This is a genomic window from Bradyrhizobium sp. CIAT3101 (assembly GCF_029714945.1).
In the GTDB taxonomy this organism is placed as follows: Bacteria; Pseudomonadota; Alphaproteobacteria; order Rhizobiales; family Xanthobacteraceae; genus Bradyrhizobium.
On sequence record NZ_CP121634.1, the window covers coordinates 1868531 to 1884481 of the forward strand.

General features: G+C 65.2%; 15 protein-coding genes. 13 read left to right on the top strand and 2 right to left on the bottom strand.

The window, feature by feature from the left end:
• Positions 1-2 precede the first annotated feature (2 nt).
• From QA645_RS08660 to QA645_RS08675, 4 genes are read left to right on the top strand one after another with little or no spacing between them, the layout of a single operon-like run.
• Entirely contained in the window at positions 3-299 is a 297-nt protein-coding gene (locus QA645_RS08660; RefSeq protein ID WP_018641635.1) for a (2Fe-2S)-binding protein, read from the top strand.
• The gene (locus QA645_RS08665) at positions 296-1714 is read left to right on the top strand and encodes an FAD-dependent oxidoreductase (protein ID WP_283049600.1); all 1419 of its coding nucleotides are present in this window, start codon (positions 296-298) and stop codon (positions 1712-1714) included. Before QA645_RS08660 ends, QA645_RS08665 begins: the two co-directional genes overlap by 4 nt.
• Positions 1711-2832 carry an FAD-dependent oxidoreductase gene (locus tag QA645_RS08670; RefSeq protein WP_283049602.1) on the top strand — a complete coding sequence of 374 codons (1122 nt, stop codon included), beginning with the start codon at positions 1711-1713 and terminating at the stop codon, positions 2830-2832. The genes QA645_RS08665 and QA645_RS08670 overlap by 4 nt, the downstream gene beginning before the upstream one ends.
• A 12-nt stretch (positions 2833-2844) precedes the next feature.
• On the top strand, positions 2845-3192 hold the full coding sequence (locus QA645_RS08675) for a RidA family protein (RefSeq protein ID WP_283049604.1): 348 nt from the start codon (positions 2845-2847) through the stop codon (positions 3190-3192).
• A gap of 5 nt (positions 3193-3197) precedes the next feature.
• Here QA645_RS08675 and QA645_RS08680 read toward each other — a convergent pair whose 3' ends face one another.
• Complete coding sequence (locus tag QA645_RS08680; RefSeq protein WP_349253190.1) at positions 3198-4064, bottom strand: LysR family transcriptional regulator; 867 nt, start codon at positions 4062-4064, stop codon at positions 3198-3200.
• Positions 4065-4234: 170 nt separating this feature from the next.
• On the opposite strand from QA645_RS08680, the gene QA645_RS08685 reads away from it, so the two are divergent.
• From QA645_RS08685 to QA645_RS08705, 5 genes are all read left to right on the top strand, one after another.
• Complete coding sequence (locus tag QA645_RS08685) at positions 4235-5593, top strand: MFS transporter (RefSeq protein ID WP_283049608.1); 1359 nt, start codon at positions 4235-4237, stop codon at positions 5591-5593.
• Entirely contained in the window at positions 5590-6090 is a 501-nt protein-coding gene (locus tag QA645_RS08690; RefSeq protein ID WP_283049610.1) for a GAF domain-containing protein, read from the top strand. Before QA645_RS08685 ends, QA645_RS08690 begins: the two co-directional genes overlap by 4 nt.
• Before the next feature lie 12 nt (positions 6091-6102).
• Complete coding sequence (locus QA645_RS08695; protein WP_283049612.1) at positions 6103-7350, top strand: amidohydrolase family protein; 1248 nt, start codon at positions 6103-6105, stop codon at positions 7348-7350.
• A 144-nt stretch (positions 7351-7494) separates the two neighbouring features.
• Positions 7495-9084 carry an ABC-F family ATP-binding cassette domain-containing protein gene (locus QA645_RS08700; protein ID WP_283049614.1) on the top strand — a complete coding sequence of 530 codons (1590 nt, stop codon included), beginning with the start codon at positions 7495-7497 and terminating at the stop codon, positions 9082-9084.
• A 116-nt stretch (positions 9085-9200) separates the two neighbouring features.
• Entirely contained in the window at positions 9201-9941 is a 741-nt protein-coding gene (locus QA645_RS08705) for an SDR family oxidoreductase (RefSeq protein ID WP_283049615.1), read from the top strand.
• 182 nt (positions 9942-10123) lie between these two features.
• On the opposite strand, the gene QA645_RS08710 is transcribed toward QA645_RS08705, so the two are convergent.
• Positions 10124-11452, bottom strand: a complete 1329-nt coding sequence (locus QA645_RS08710) for a dicarboxylate/amino acid:cation symporter (protein WP_254195261.1) — start codon at positions 11450-11452, stop codon at positions 10124-10126.
• A gap of 124 nt (positions 11453-11576) precedes the next feature.
• On the opposite strand from QA645_RS08710, the gene QA645_RS08715 reads away from it, so the two are divergent.
• The 4 genes from QA645_RS08715 (at position 11577) to QA645_RS08730 (ending at position 15915) form a co-directional block, all read left to right on the top strand.
• Positions 11577-12896, top strand: coding sequence for a solute carrier family 23 protein (locus tag QA645_RS08715; protein WP_283049617.1), 1320 nt, complete (start codon positions 11577-11579; stop codon positions 12894-12896).
• Between the two features lie 72 nt (positions 12897-12968).
• Positions 12969-13805: an SDR family oxidoreductase gene (locus tag QA645_RS08720; protein WP_283049619.1), complete on the top strand. Its 837-nt coding sequence runs from the start codon at positions 12969-12971 to the stop codon at positions 13803-13805.
• A 146-nt stretch (positions 13806-13951) separates the two neighbouring features.
• Positions 13952-14572 carry a hypothetical protein gene (locus QA645_RS08725; protein ID WP_283049621.1) on the top strand — a complete coding sequence of 207 codons (621 nt, stop codon included), beginning with the start codon at positions 13952-13954 and terminating at the stop codon, positions 14570-14572.
• A 212-nt stretch (positions 14573-14784) separates the two neighbouring features.
• Positions 14785-15915: a helix-turn-helix transcriptional regulator gene (locus QA645_RS08730; protein ID WP_283049623.1), complete on the top strand. Its 1131-nt coding sequence runs from the start codon at positions 14785-14787 to the stop codon at positions 15913-15915.
• The last annotated feature ends 36 nt before the right edge of the window (positions 15916-15951 follow it).

Here is a 15951-nt window from a genome sequence, read left to right on the forward strand (position 1 = left end):
CCATGTTCAGACGATCCGAGCAGGACAAGCGCCCGCAAGTGCAGATCTTCGTCGACGGCGTCGCCGTCGCGGCGCGCCAGGGCGACACCGTCTCCGCCGCGCTGCTGGCATCCGGCCAGGACGCGCGGCGCTCCACCGCAGTGAGCGGCGCGCCGCGTCTGCCCTATTGCATGATGGGCGTGTGCTTCGACTGCCTCGTCACCATCGATGGCGTCGGCAATCGCCAGGGCTGCCTCGTGCCAGTCGCCGAGGGCATGCAGATTGAAATCCAGAAGGGCAAGCGGGAGATCGGACGATGAGCGTGGCTCCCAAGCGCGAAGAATATGATGTCGTCGTGATCGGCGCCGGGCCCGCGGGGCTCGCGGCGGCGGCGACGTCCGCCGAAGCCGGCCTGTCGACGCTATTGCTCGACGAGAATATCGGTCCCGGCGGCCAGGTGTTTCGCGCGATCTCGTCGACGCCGGTGACCGACCGCGATCAGCTCGGCGCGGACTATTGGGTTGGTGCCGATCTCGTGCAGTCGCTCCGCGCGAGCAGTGCCGAGGTCATCCACCGTGCGACGGTCTGGAGCCTCGATCGCAACCTCGATATCGCGGTGTCCATCGGAGGGGCGTCGGCCTTCATCAAGGCAAGGCGCGTGATTCTCGCGACCGGCGCGCTGGAGCGGCCGTTTCCGATTCCCGGCTGGACATTGCCGGGCGTCATGACGGCAGGCGCCGCGCAGACCATGCTGAAATCGTCGGCGCTGGTGCCGGATGGCCGCACCGTGATCGCGGGGCAGGGGCCGCTGCTCTGGCTGCTGGCCGCGCAGATCTTGCGCCTGGGTGGCCGCATCGACCGCATTCTCGACACCACCGAGCGCGGCAATTATGTCGCGGCGCTGCCGCACGCCTTCGCCTTCCTGACTTCGCCTTATTTCACCAAGGGCTTGTCGATGATGCGAGAGGTGAAGGCCAGGGTGCAGGTCGTCTCCGGCGTCTCTGAACTCTCTGCGGCCGGCGATGGCCAGCTCGCCAGCGTGAGTTATGTCGCCGGCGGCAGGCGTGAGACCATCCCTGCGGATCTGCTGTTGCTGCATCAGGGTGTCGTACCCAACGTCAATCTGGCGATGTCGGCCGACATCGAGCATCGCTGGGACGATTTGCAGCTGTGTTGGTCGCCCGTCCTCGATGCGAGCGGTAACTCTTCGGTCGCCGGCATCGCGATCGCCGGCGACGGTGCCGGCATCGGTGGTGCGAATGCCGCCGTCGTACGCGGCCGCATCGCGACGCGCGCGGCAGTGGAGGCATTGGCGCCTGCGGCGGCCGCGAAGCTTCCCGCGATGGCGACGCTCCGTGCCGATCTCGCCAAGGCGGAGCGCGGCCGCGTCTTCCTCGACACGCTGTTCCGTCCCGCGCCGCAATTCCGCATTCCCGCGGGCGACACCATCGTCTGCCGCTGCGAAGAGGTCACCGCAAAGGACGTTCTCGATTCCGTTGCGATCGGCGCGACAGGGCCGAACCAGCTCAAGGCCTATCGCCGCACCGGCATGGGCCCGTGCCAGGGCCGGCTCTGCGGCCTCACCGTCACCGAGCTGATGGCGCAGGCGCGTGGCAAGACCCCGCAGGAGATCGGCTATTACCGGCTGCGCGCGCCGGTGAAGCCGATCACGCTCGCCGAGCTCGCCGCCGTTCCGAAGAGCGAAGCGGATATCAAGGCCGTGGTACGCGGATGACCCAAAACGTGGATGCGATCGTCGTCGGCGGCGGCATCCACGGATGCTCGACCACGCTGCACCTGTGCCTCGCCGGTCTGAAGCCGATGCTGATCGAGAAGGACTATGCCGGCCGGCATGCGTCCGGCGTCAATGCCGGCGGTGTCCGCCAGCTCGCGCGGCACATCCCTGAGATTCCGCTGTCGATCCGCTCGATGGGGATCTGGGAAAAGATCGCTGATCTGCTCGACGACGATTGCAGTTTTGAGAGCTACGGCCAGGTGCTGGTCGCGGAAAACGAGGAGGAGCTTGCCGTTTGCCGCGCGCGCGTCGCCGAGCTCAACGCGCTCGGCTTCACCCATGAAGAGCTGATCGACGCGGCTGAACTGCGACGCCTTGTGCCCGCTGTGGCGGAGACCTGTCCCGGCGGCGTCGTCTCGCGCCGGGACGGCGCAGCCAACCCCGCGCAGACGACGACGGCGTTCCGGCGCAAGGCCCAGCAGCTTGGCGCGATCGTGCGCGAGGGCGTAGCCGCCTCCAACATCCGCTACAGCGACGGCCTCTGGTACGTCGACGTCGGCACTGAAACCTTTGCCGCGCCGGTGCTCGTCAATGCGGCCGGCGCCTGGGCCGGCAAGATCGCCGCTGATCTCGGTGAGCCGGTGCCGGTCGAGACCGTGGCGCCGATGCTGATGATCACCTCGCGCGTGCCGCACTTCATCGATCCTGTCGTGATCCTGCGCGGGCGAAAGCTTTCCTTCAAGCAATTCAAGAACGGCACCGTGCTGATCGGCGGCGGCCATCTGGCCACCCCCTATCAGGACCGCAACGAGACGGTGCTGGACTGGAAGAGCCTCGCGATCAGCGCCCGCACCGTGTTCGAGCTGTTCCCGGTGATGCGCAGCGCCACGATCGTCCGCGCCTGGGCCGGCATCGAGGCCAAGATGAAGGACGACATCCCCGTGTTCGGGCCGAGCAGCCGCCACAAGGGGCTCTATCACCAGTTCGGCTTCTCGCTGCACGGTTTTCAGCTCGGCCCCGGTGCCGGCGCCGTGATGGCGGAGCTGATCGTCAACGGCGGCACCCAGACGCGAATCAGCGATCTCGGCATCGACCGCTTCCATCCCTCCACGCTTTAGGAAGAAGACGTCATGAGCATCACCCGCAGCATCCGCACGCCCATCATGCACCGCGCCGTCGAAGCCAATGGCTTCGTCTTCGTCGGCGGCACGATTGCCGACGACACCTCGGTCTCGATGGGCGATCAGACCCGCAACATCCTCGGCAAGATCGCCGGCTACCTGAAGGAGGTCGGCACCGACAAGAGCCGGATCGTCAGCGCCTCGATCTTCGTCACGGATCTCTCCAGGAAGAAGGAGATGGATGCGGCCTGGACCGAGTTCTTCGGCGACGATCTGCCGACCCGCGCCACCGTCGGCGTCGCCGATCTCGGTGGCGGCGCGCTGATCGAGGTGGTTGTCACCGCGCTCAAGGGCTGATCCGCTCAGTCCGATTTGGCGAACATCCCGACCAGGGTCTCGCGCAGCCAGCGCTGCGCGGGCACGGTGTCGTTGCGCTGGTGCCAGAACAGGCTGACGATGCGGGCCGGCGCCTTGAGCGGCAGCGGCATCGCATGCAGGAACGGCGCGTGGCGCGACTGCGAACGGAGATCGCTTGGCAGTACGGCAATGAGGTCGGACTGCCGCACGGTCTCGTAGGCTGCGCTGTAATGGTTGACGGTCGCCACCAGATTGCGCGACAGCCCGCGCGAGGCGAGAAACAGATCGTAGGACGGCTGTGTCTTGCCGGCGAGGCTCACATCGACATGCCTTGCGTTGAGAAAGGCGCGCGTGCTCAGCCGCTTTTGTGTCGCCAGCGGATGGTCGCGCCGCATGAAGCAGGCATAGTCGACCGTCCATAGCAAACGCGAGCGGATGGCGGCCGGCTGCTGCGCCTCGTTGACGTAAACGCTCAAGACGCAGTCGACCCGGTTGTCCTCGAGCTGGTCGGCGATCTCCACGATGGTGTTGGGAACGGTGTGCACGCGCGACCTCGGCGCGACCTTGCCGAGATGATTCAGCAGGTCCGGCATCACCAGCGAAGCCACATAGTCCGACATCGACAGGGTGAACTCGGTCTGGGCGCGGCCGGGATCGAATACCTGCTCGTCGAGCGCGCCGCGCACGCTTTCCAGGGCTTCACCGATCGGCTGCCACAGCACGACGGCGCGTTGCGTGGGACGGATGCCGGTGCCCGATCGCACGAACAGGGGATCGCCGAGCGCGTCGCGCAGGCGCGCGAGTGCGTTGCTGACGGCGGGCTGGGTCATTGTCAGAGCACTCGCGGCGCGCGTGACGCTGCCCTCGGTCATCAGCGCCTCGAAGACTTTCAGCAGGTTGAGGTCGAGCGCGCGGAACGACACACATTCACCATGGTGATATACGAGATCAAGATTATAAATTATGACGATAATGTCACTTTGTCTATGCTTCGCTCCCGAACGACGCGCGGTGTGCCGGGCCGCAATCGAGGGGGATTTCCATGTCAATGATATCGGCGCGCATCGAGCGCCTTCCGTTCGCGCGCTTCCACATGCATCTCCTGCTGATGGGCGGGCTTGGCTACATGTTCGACGCGATGGATGCGGCGGTGCTGGCCTTCATCCTGCCGGTGCTGCGGACTGCCTGGAATTTGTCGAGCGTCGAGATCGGCGTGCTCGGCAGCAGCACCTATATCGGCTTCCTGTTCGGAGCCCTGTTCGCCGGCACGCTCGGTGACCTGATCGGGCGCCGTGCAGTGATGATGTCGGCGCTGGCGCTTTACTGCGTGGCGTCGATCGTCAGTGCGGTGGTCGATAGCTGGTCGGCGTTCTTCGCTGCACGCGTCGTCGCCGGCATGGGCACCGGCGCGGAGAGCGCGATCATCGCGCCCTATCTCGCGGAATTCGTGGCGCGGCGTTACCGCGGCAGCTTTACCGGCGCGCTGGCCGGCTTCTTCTCCTTCGGCTTCGTCGCGGCGGCCTTGCTCGGCTACTTCATCGTGCCCGCCTATGATAACGGCTGGCGTATCGTGCTGGTGATCACGGCAATACCCGTCGTCATGCTGTTGTGGTGGCGTCGGGCCCTTCCGGAATCGCCGCGCTGGCTCGAAAGCCGCGGACGGGAGAAGGAAGCCGAGGCCGTGCTTGATCGAATCGAGGCCGGCTTTGCGCGCGAGGGCCATGTCCTGCCGCCGCCGGTCGTCGAAGTTGCCCCGCCCACCGGGACCGGCGGAACGCTGCTCGCCAATTTCGCGGCACTTCTGGCGGCCCGTCAGGCCCGCATCACCATCATGACCTGGATCATGTGGCTTGCGATCACCTTCAGCTATTACTCCTTCTTCGTCTGGATCCCGGGTCTTCTGGTCCAGAACGGCATGAGCATCACCAAGAGCTTCGGCTATTCGATCGCGATCTATTGCGCGCAGATCCCCGGCTATTTCAGTGCCGCCTATTTCAACGAGCGCATCGGCCGGCAGGCGACGATTGCGACCTACATGGTGCTCGGCGGCATCAGCGCGCTCGGCCTCGCCTTCGCGCAGACGGATCAGCACATCATGCTGGCGGGAATTCTGCTGTCGTTGTTCATGAACGGCACCTATGCGGGCGTCTATGCCTACACCGCCGAGGTATTCCCGACGCCGGTCAGGACCACCGGTGCCGGGCTTGCGTCCGCAATCGGTCGCATCGGCGCGATCGTGTCGCCGATCCTGGTCGGCTACCTCTATCCCAATTTCGGCTTCGCCGGCGTGTTCGGCGTCACCACCACCGTGCTGCTGCTCGGGGCGGTCACGGTCGTGCTGATGGGCGTGCCGACGCGCGGCCGGTCTCTGGAAGAGATCGCGGCGGGCGAGGTTGCATGACGCGGACCAAAACAAAGGCTGATCCCTGGCTCTGCGCCGTCGCGGCAGCGCAGAGCAGCGTCGATCAGCCGAAGGCGTTGTTCGCGGCGCTCGACCATGCCATGAAGTCGGCGATCGGGCACAAGCTGTTTACGATCCTGACCTACGACGACGCCAGTGGCGAAGCCGCGCGGGTCTATTCCAATCTTCCCGGGCCCTATCCTGCGGGCGGGCGCAAGCGCCTGGCGCCGGGGCCGTGGACCGAGGCGGTGCTCGACCGTGGCGAGGCCTATATCGGCCGCACGCTGGACGATCTGCGCGACGTGTTTTCCGACCACGAGCTGATTGCCTCGCTTGGCTGCGCGAGCGTGCTCAACATGCCGGTGCGCTGGCGTGGGCGCACGCTCGGCTCGCTCAATCTGCTGCACGAGGCGGCCTGGTACGACGAGGACGACGTCGCGGCCTGTCTCCCCTTTGCCCAATTGACATTGCCGGCACTTCTGGCGCCAGCGTCCTGACAGGAAACCACCATGCCCAGCATCCTCTTCAAGAATGCCGCTCTGCTTGATCCGCTCCAGCCGGAGCTGCTGACGGGCCATGACGTGCTGGTCGAGGACAATCTGATCAAGGAGGTCTCGGACCGGCCAATCAAGGTGACAGCCGATCGAACCATCGATGTGAAGGGCAAGACGCTGATGCCCGGACTGATCGATCTCCACGTGCACACCATCGCGATCGAGCTGAACCTGGCGCAGCAGGTCCACATTCCCAACGTGCTGGTGACGCTGCGCTCGACGCTTCTGCTGCGCGGCATGTTGCGGCGAGGCTTCACGACCGTCCGCGATGCCGGCGGCGCCGGCCACGCGATGAAGCAGGCGATCGAGACCGGCCTGACCGACGGTCCGCGGCTGTTCGTGTCCGGCCGTGCGCTGAGCCAGACAGGCGGCCACGCCGACATGCGGGCGCGTTCCGATTACCTCGCCAGCGACACGGCCTGTCCGTGCTGCGTGCGCGTCGGTGCGTTGGGGCGTGTTGCCGACGGTGTCGACGGCGTGCGCAAGGCTGTGCGCGAGGAGCTGCAGATGGGGGCCGACCAGATCAAGATCATGGCGTCCGGCGGCGTTGCCTCGCCGACCGATCCGGTCGGCGCCTTCGGCTACTCCGAGGACGAGATCCGCGCCATCGTCGAGGAGGCGCAGGGCCGGCAGACCTATGTGCTGGCTCATGCCTATACCGCGGCGGCGATCGCGCGCGCGGTTCGCTGCGGCGTCCGCACCATCGAGCACGGCAATCTCGTCGACGAGCCGACTGCGCGTCTGATGGCCGAGAAGGGCGCCTATGTGGTGCCGACGCTCGTGACCTATGAGGCCCTTGCCAATGAGGGTGCGCAATACGGCCTGCCGCCGGAGAGCGTCGCCAAGATCGCCGACGTCCGCGATGCCGGCCTGCGCTCGCTCGAGATCTATCGCAAGGCCGGGGTGAAGATGGGCTATGGCAGCGATCTGCTTGGACCGTCGCAGCGCCTCCAGAGCGATGAATTCCGCATTCGCGCCGAGATCCAGGGCACACACGAGGTCATCGCCAGTGCGACCGTGATCGGAGCGGAGGTGCTCGGCATGGAGGGCAAGCTCGGCCGGATCTTGCCCGAAGCTTTTGCCGACCTGCTGGTGGTTGATGGCAACCCGTTGCGCGACGTGACCTGCCTGCTCGGTCAGGGCGAGCACATCCCGCTGGTGATGAAGGCGGGCAAGGTTCAGTTCGACAGGCTGGCCGCATAACCCTGAGGCAATAGGATGCCCGCCGAGGACATGGCTTGATCTTGTCGCCCGGCGGGATTATGAGCGGGCTCTCAATAAGGATATTCGCAGCCATGGATTTCACCCCGACCGCAACGCCGATCCGCATTGCTCACGGGGAATTCCATGCCTGCTTCAATCATCCTGTCGCGCCTGTCACTGTCCACGCCTGACGGCCGCTCGCTCCTTTCCAACATCGATCTGACCTTCGGCTCCGAGCGCGCCGGTCTTGTCGGCCGCAATGGCGTCGGCAAGACAACGCTCTTCGCCGCAATCATGGGCGAGCACCTTCCGCAGTCGGGGCGTGTGATCGCCAACGCTACCGTCGGGCTGCTGCGCCAGGACGCCCAGCTCAGTGCCGGCGCGACGGTGGTCGACCTCTTCGGCGCGCGCGCTGCCCTGGACCTGCTTCGCCGTGCCGAGCGCGGCGAAGCCTCGGCCGAGGATGTCGCCGATGTCGACTGGACCCTGGAAACACGGCTTGCATCCGCGCTTGCCCGCGTTGGCTTCGATATCGCCGCCGACACGGAGTTGGACCGCTTGTCGGGTGGGCAGGTCACGCGCGTTCGTCTGGCCGCGCTGCTCTTCACCGAGCCGGACTTCCTGTTGCTGGACGAGCCCACCAACAATCTCGATCGGGACGGGCGCCGTGCCGTGATCGATCTGCTGGCCGCCTGGCGCGGCGGCGCGATCGTCGTCAGCCACGACCGCGCGCTGCTGGAGACGATGGACGCCATCGTGGAACTGACCTCGCTCGGCGCTACGAGATACGGCGGCAATTGGAGCAGCTATCGCGCACAGAAGGCCGTCGAGCTCGCCGCCGTCAGGCACGACCTCGTCCATGCCGAGAAGCATCTGTCCGAGATCGACGGCAAATCGCAGGAGGCGGTCGAGCGCAAGGCACGCAAGGACAGTGGCGGAAGGGCGAAGCGCGCCAAGGGCGACATGCCGCGTATTCTCGCCGGTGCGCGTCGGGATCGCAGCGAGGACAGCGGCGGCAAGACTGCGCAGATCACGGAGAGGCGGCGCGCGGAAGCGCTTGATGCGGTCGATACCGCACGCCGACGCATCGAGATCCTCCAGCCGCTGTCCGTCAAGCTACCCTCGACGCAGCTGCCGGCGGGGAGGGAGGTGGTTTGGCTCGATCGCGTCAGCGCGGGCTATCAGCCGGAGCGACCGATCCTGCGCGATCTATCGCTCACCATCGTTGGGCCGGAGCGGGTCGCGATCATCGGGCCGAACGGCTCTGGCAAGACGACGCTGCTGAAACTCATCGCCGGTGAGCTCCCCTCCAGCTCGGGCACCGTGCGGGTCAGGCCGGATTTTGCGCTGTTCGACCAGAAGGTCAGCCTGCTCGATCCCGCGGTCTCGATCCTGGACAATTTCGCGCGCCTCAATCCAAGGGCGGGCGCGAACGAGTGCCATGCCGCGCTGGCGCGCTTCATGTTTCGCGCCGATGCGGCCTTGCAGATCGCCGGCAGCCTGAGCGGCGGGCAGCTGTTTCGGGCGGCCCTCGCCTGCGTGCTGGGCGGATCGGCGCCACCGTCACTGCTGATCCTGGACGAGCCGACCAATCATCTGGACATCGAGTCCATCGAAGCCGTCGAAGCCGGCTTGAGGGCCTATGACGGCGCGCTGCTCGTCGTCAGCCATGACGAGGCGTTCCTGCAGGCGATCGGGATCACGCGGTGGCTCGATCTCGCCGCCTCGGGGTGATTGTTCGGCATGGCAGAACAATGATACCGGCGGCCGGCTGATTATCTTTCGCCGGAAAAGGGGCAAATCCTCCCGTGTCAGCCGCAAGCAGCGGCCGGGAACCACGGAGAAGGCAAATGTCCAACGGAAGCAAACAGGTCGCCATTGTCACCGGGGGCTCGCGCGGCATTGGGGCTGCGATTGCCGAACGGCTCGCCGGCGACGGCTTTGCCGTTGTCATTAACTATGCCGGCAGCGCGGCCGAAGCGGAGGCGCTGGCCGCCAGGATCGCGCAGGCTGGCGGCCGGGCCATCACCGCGCAGGCCGACGTCAGCGACGCAGCCGCCGTGACGCGGATGTTCGACGCGGCGGAGACCGCGTTCGGTGGCGTCGATGTGCTGGTCAACAATGCCGGTGTCATGCGGCTGGCGGCGGTTGCGGATGCCGACGATGCCGTCTTCGACAGCCAGATCGCGATCAATCTGAAAGGCACCTTCAACACGCTGCGCGAGGCAGCACGCCGGCTGCGCAATGGCGGGCGCATCGTCAATCTGTCGTCGAGCCAGGCCGGTCTGCTGTCTCCGACCTACGGCATCTATGCGGCGACCAAGGCGGCCGTCGAGGCTCTGACCCATGTGCTGGCCAAGGAGTTGCGTGGCCGCAACATCACCGTGAATGCCGTGGCGCCCGGTCCGACTGCAACGAAGCTGTTTCTGGATGGCAAGACTCCGGCGGTGATCGATCATCTCGCCAAGCTCGCGCCGTTGGAGCGGCTGGGCCAGCCCACGGATGTCGCGGCCGCGGTCTCGTTTCTCGCCGGCCCCGATGGTGGCTGGATCAACGGGCAGGTGCTGCGCGCCAATGGCGGGATCATCTGATCCCGCCCCGCAGATCCTGCTGCAATTCTTCAAAAACCCGACGCCCTGCCCCCAGCGCGTCGGGTGGAATGAATGAGTATCAATCGGTGATCCCAACGCCTTGTTGTGACGCGTGATGCACCAATTGACCACTCCGGGAAACTACCGCGACGGAACCGACTCACCTGGTGTCGAGCGGTGCGTTACGCACTGCCGCCAGGCTCCAGCGCTTCGCCCATCTCTAGCGGATGCGCCATGGTCTCGTGCAGCGCCTCGCGGTCGAGCTCTCCCTCCGAGATGCTGATGACGACGCAGGCGACGCCGTTGCCGATCAAATTGGTCAGCGCGCGGCACTCGCTCATGAACTTGTCGATACCGACCAGGATCGCGATCGACTGGATCGGGATATCAGGCACGATCGAGAGCGTCGCGGCGAGCGTGATGAAGCCGGCGCCGGTCACGCCCGATGCGCCCTTCGAGGTGATCATCGCGATGCCCAGAATGCCGAGCTCCTGCCAGATCGTCAGATGCGTGTTGGTGGCCTGTGCAAGGAACAGCGTCGCCAGCGTCATGTAGATGTTGGTGCCGTCGAGGTTGAAGCTGTAGCCGGTCGGAATCACGAGGCCGACCACCGAGCGCGAGGCACCGAGATGCTCCATCTTCTGGATCATCTGCGGCAGCACCGTCTCCGATGACGAGGTGCCGAGCACGATCAGCAGTTCGTCCTTGATGTAGGCGATGAAGCGCAGGATCGAGAAGCCGGCGAGCCTGGCGATCGAGCCCAGCACGATCAGCACGAACAGGATGCTGGTGAGATAGAATGTGCCGATGAGGGCGGCGAGGTTGAGCAGCGAGCCGAGGCCGTAGGCGCCGACGGTGAACGCCATCGCGCCGAACGCGCCGATCGGCGCCACGCGCACGATGATGCGGATGATGCCGAAGAACATCTTTGCGGCCTTGTCGATCGCCTCCGCGATCGGCTCGCCGGTCTTGCCGAGGAAGGCGATGGCGAAGCCGGAGAGGATGGAGACCAGCAGCACCTGCAACAGGTCGCCACGCGCGATCGCGCCCACATAGCTGTCCGGGATGATCGCCATCAGATGGGCGACGATGCCGTCTTCGTGCGCCTTGGTCACATAGGTCGCCACCGATTTCGGATCGATCGTGGAAGGATCGATGTTGAAGCCGCGCCCGGGCTGGAGAATCTCGCCGACCAGGAGGCCGATGGCGAGCGCGACGGTCGAGACCGTCTCGAAATAGATCAGCGACTTCAATCCGACCCGGCCGACACGCTTGAGGTCGCCCATCGAGGAGATGCCGTGCACCACGGTGCAGAAGATCACCGGCGCGATCATCATCTTGATCAGCGCGATGAAGGCGTCACCGAGCGGCTTCAACTCCTTGCCGAGGTCCGGATAGAAATAGCCTATCAGCACCCCGAGCACGATCGCGATCAGCACCTGGACATAGAGGATCTTGTACCAGGGCTGGTGCCGGCGATGAACGGCTGGCTGGATCGCGACTTGTGTCATATGGCTTGCCCCGGAACGCTTTGATCTTGCATGATTTACATCATGTGATGTTCGCCGCATAAGCAACAATCACATTTTTGTCGGATCGCACGAAGATCAATCGCTGCACCGCAATGGGGGGAACATGTCGAACGCAACAGGCTCGGACGAGCACGCGAACAGCTATTTTCCGCGTTGGAAGCTGAAGACCTCGGGCGTGATCATGCCGGAGGAGCGGCTGCCGTGGGGCCAGACCATCGTCTCCGGTCTCCAGCATTGCGTTGCAATGTCGGGGTCGACGATCATCGCGCCGCTGCTGATGGGGTTTGATCCCAATGTTGCGGTCCTGTTCTCCGGCGTCGGCACGCTGATCTTCTTCGTCATCGTTGCGGGACGCGTGCCGAGCTATCTCGGCTCGAGCTTCGCGTTCATTGCCGTTGTCCTCGCCGCCACCGGCTATGCCGGGCATGGGCCGAACCCGAACCTGTCGGTTGCGCTCGGCGGCATCGTTGCGGCCGGTGTGCTGTACGCCGTGATCGCGCTGATCGTGATGTGGTCGGGGATCGGTTGGGTCGAGCGTTTGATGCCGCCGGCCGTCACCGGCGCCGTGGTTGCCGCGATCGGCCTCAACCTCGCGCCCGTGGCGGTCAAGGCGGTGAGCGCCAATGCGTTCGAGACCTGGATCGGGCTCGCGACGGTTCTGATCATCGGTGTGCTCGCCGTGGCCGCCCCGGGGCTTTGGCGCCGACTGCCGATCATCCTCGGCGCGATCGGTGGATATCTGTTGTACCTGCTGTTCGCGAACGGCCTGGGCTTCGGCAAGCCGATCGACTTCACGCAGCTTTCGGCGGCGCCGTGGTTCGGCCTGCCGAACTTCACGACGCCGACCTTCCATGCCGATGCGATCTTTCTGATCGCGCCGGTCGCGGTCATTCTGGTCGCCGAGAACCTCGGTCACATCAAGGCGGTCGGCGCCATGACGGGCCGTAGCCTCGATGGCTATCTCGGCCGCGCCTTGTTCGCCGACAGCCTCGCGACGATCGTGGCCGGCTGCGGCGGCGGCACCGGCGTCACCACCTATGCCGAGAACATCGGCGTCATGGCGGCGACGAAGGTCTATTCGACCTTGCTGTTTGCCTTCGCCGCAACCGGGTCGCTACTGCTCGGCTTCTCGCCGAAATTCGGCGCGCTGATCCTGTCGATCCCGGGTCCCGTCATCGGCGGCCTTTCGATCGTGCTGTTCGGATTGATCGCGGCGATGGCGGGCCGGATCTGGGTCGAGAACAAGGTCGATTTCGCCAATCCGGCGAACCTGATCACCGTCGCCGTGGCGCTGACCGCAGGCGCCGGCGATCTCACGCTGAAATTCGGTGCGTTCACCCTCGGCGGGATCGGCACCGCCACCTTTGGCGCCATTATTCTGTACCAGATCCTGACCTCGCCGATCGCGCGCCGCGCGGAATGAATCCCAGCGATGCGTTGACGGATGGAACAAAAGACCGGTTCCATCCATGATGATGCATCCCGGAGAAAGCTCATGCCACAGACCGACCTCTCAGCTACCTTTCCCTCACGCCTAGTCGGCCGATATGCGCTGGTGACCGGCGCGTCCCAGGGCATCGGCCGTGCCGTTGCTGTCAGGCTCGCCCAGGAAGGGGCGACTGTTGCCATCAATTATGTCGATCACCCCGAGAAGGCGGAGGAGACGCTTGCGCTCGCAAGGACCGGATCGGGCGATCGCGGCCACGGCAAGCTCGATCATGTCATCGTCAAGGCCGACGTCAGCAACGACCATGAGGTGGCTGCGATGTTCGAGACGATCCTGGCACGTTGGAAGCGTCTCGATTGTCTCGTAAACAATGCCGGCTTCCAGCGGGAATCGCCGAGCGAGGCGCTCGATATCGAAACCTATCGCCGCATCATCGACGTCAACCTGAATGGCGCCGTGCTCTGCGCGCAGAAGGCGCTCGCGCATTTCGTTGCGCGCGGCGGGGCTGGCTGCATCATCAATTGCTCCAGCGTGCATCAGATCATCCCGAAGCCGGGCTATCTCGCTTATTCGATCAGCAAGGGCGGCATGGCCAATTTGACCCGCACATTGGCGCTGGAATTTGCCGGCCGCGGCATCCGCGTCAATGCGGTCGGTCCTGGCGCGATCGACACGCCGATCAATGCGGCATGGACCGGCGATGCCGACAAGCGCGCCAACGTCGCGAGCCATATCCCGCTCGGGCGCGTCGGCGCGCCGGAAGAGATCGCCGCCGTCTTCGCCTTCCTTGCCTCGGATGATGCCAGCTACATCACCGGGCAGACCATCTATGCCTGCGGAGGGCTGACGTTGTTTCCCGAGTTTCGCGACAATTGGGCGAGCTGACCCCGGGAAGTCTTGCGATGCAATCCAGCAACAGTCGGAAAGAACCGCAGCCTCGGCGCGACACCTACAGGCGAACTCAACCGAACGGTTGATGTCCGATCCTGTCTCCTGGCCCACAGTCCCGGCGGCTCGGAGGTCTGCTTGCAATGAAACTGCGATGGTTGGGCGCAGGCCTGGGGCTTCTGGTTCTTGGGCTTTTAGTTCTTGGGCTTGTCGTGGTCGATGCGGTGACGACGTCTGCGCAGCAGACGCCGCCACAGCCGCACCAGGCTGCGCCGCCGCCGCAGCAACCGGCAGCCAAGCCCGCCAATATCGACCGCAACGGCGTGTTGATGCTGATCCGCTCGACGCTGCTTGCGGTCGATCAGGCCAACAAGACCGGCAACTACACGGTGCTGCGCGATCTCGGCGCGCCGGGCTTCCAGGTCAACACCGCGGCAAGGCTCGCGGAGATTTTTGCCAAGCACCGCGGCGACAAGCTCGATCTCTCCGGTGTCGCCGTCATCGATCCGCAATTGTCGCTGCTGCCGCAGATCGAGCCCAGCGGGCTGTTGCACATGGCCGGGTTTTTCCCATCGGTGCCGTCGCAGGTGAATTTTGAACTGCTGTTCGCGCCGGTCGACGGGCAATGGCGTGTGTTCGGCGTGTCGTTGTCAGTCGGGCAGTCCGCGCCGGTCGCGCCTGCTGCGCCGGAACCGCCGGCGGCCAAGGCCGTGGTGTCGCAAAAGCAGGCTGCGCCAACCAAGCCGAGCGCTCCCTCGAAATGATCGACGACGGTCCCGACCCCGTGACATCTTGCTCAACGAAACAGCAAAACGATCACAACGTAAGCCATTGGCAATGTCACACCGCCGCTTCGGGCATGGAGCCCTGCATCATTCGTACGGTTGAAGTTCTGCCGTCGGTGTCGACATCGTGATAGTGTGTGACTGAAGGCGCAAATGCCAAATGCCTTGTTCGAAATGCTTGAGAGCCGGCCGTGACGTCTGAAGCCGCTTTGCTTTCAGAGGTGATCGGCCTCGTCTACGACGCCGCACTCGATCCGAGCCTGTGGCCGCGTGCGCTGGAGCAAGCCTGCCTGTTCGTCGGCGGTTCCTCCGGCGCCTTGTTCTGGCATGACGCAGCCACCGAGCAAACCGCGGTGCTGCACCTCTTCAATGAAGCGCCGGACTTCACCAAGCTCTATCTCGAGAAGTATCTTCCATTGAATCCCTGTTTCCCGGCGGCCACGTTCTGCGAGGCGGGTCTTGTCTATGCATCCACCGACTTCGTCCCCTTCGAGGAGATGGCGGAGACGCGCTTTTACGAAGAGTGGATGAAGCCGCAGGGCATGATCGACGCGCTCGGGGCGAATCTGGAGAAGGGGGCAACCAATTCATCGATTGTCAGCGTGCGTATGCATGAGAAGGACGGCCTCGTCAGCCCCGGCGCTCGCCACCGGTTCGCGCTGATCGTGCCGCATTTCCAGCGCGCAGTCTCGATCGGGCGGCTGTTCGATCAGAACAAGGCGGCTCAGGCGGTGTTGACCCAGACGCTTGACAGCGTCACGGCCGCCGTCTTTCTGGTTGGCCCCAACGGACGCCTCGTCTTCACCAACGCGCCCGGACGCATGGTGCTGGACGAGGCCGCGCTGGTCGCCGAACGAAACGGAATGCTGTTCGCCGCCGCTCCCGAGGCGCAGCGCGCGTTGCGCGACGCGCTTGTGGCCGCCGAGAACGGCAATGTGCCGGCCGACAGCGCCGGCCCGATCCCGCTCGCGACCTCGCAAGGCCGCTGGTTCGCCAGCGTGCTGCCGCTCACCTCCGGCGACCGACAGCGCACCGGCGCGCTGCATTCCGCCGTCGCCGCCGTGTTCGTCCGCAAGACCTCGCCCGCAAGTCCGCCGCCGCTGGAGGCGCTGGCAAAGCTCTACAAGCTCACCGCCAGCGAGATCCGCGTGCTCGATGCCGTCATGAAGGTGAGCGGTGTGAAGGCCCTCGCTGTGGCCCTCGGCCTGACGCAGGCGACGGTCAAGACGCATCTCCACAATGTCTTCCGCAAGACCGGCGCCGCGCGACAGAGCGAACTCGTGAAGCTGATCGCCGGATTCGAGCCGCCCGAGCGGCCGTGATCTGGCAAAACCGGCCGGCGCAGCCTACATCTGCGC